This is a genomic window from Sutterella massiliensis (assembly GCF_016899755.1).
GTDB lineage: Bacteria > Pseudomonadota > Gammaproteobacteria > Burkholderiales > Burkholderiaceae_F > Sutterella > Sutterella massiliensis.
Genome location: NZ_JACJJC010000345.1, coordinates 1 through 347, shown reverse-complemented (window position 1 = coordinate 347; position 347 = coordinate 1). Strand labels below are relative to the sequence as shown.

Sequence of the window (347 nt, the reverse complement as noted above, 5' to 3'; positions counted from 1 at the left end):
ATTCACGGCCGAACAGACGACCGCCGTTGTCGAGCGTGCCGTCGTCGGCGCTGAAGCCGTTTTCAAGTACGAAACCGACCTTCAGGCCATTGCCGAGATCTTCCGAACCTTTGAGACCGAAGCGGCTGCCGGAGTTCATACCGGACTTCATCTGGAATGTGTTGTCATCACCAGTCTGGGTGTATTGGTCGACATGCTTGAACTGGAAGCCGTAATCGACCAAACCGTAAACGGTGACATCTGCAGCAAAAGCGGAACCGGCCATAGCGCTAAGAGTCGCAAGCGCAAGCAGGGTCTTTTTCATTTTTCTGACTCTCCGTTAAGGAGGCGGGATCAAACCCGTCGTA

Annotated in this window: 1 protein-coding gene; it reads right to left on the bottom strand. The window is 54.2% G+C overall.

Going from position 1 to position 347, the window contains the following annotated elements; genetic code table 11:
• Window positions 1-304 (bottom strand): porin (locus H6A60_RS12845; protein ID WP_205105249.1); only part of this gene is annotated, 304 nt, incomplete at its 3' end.
• Window positions 305-347: the final 43 nt, after the last annotated feature.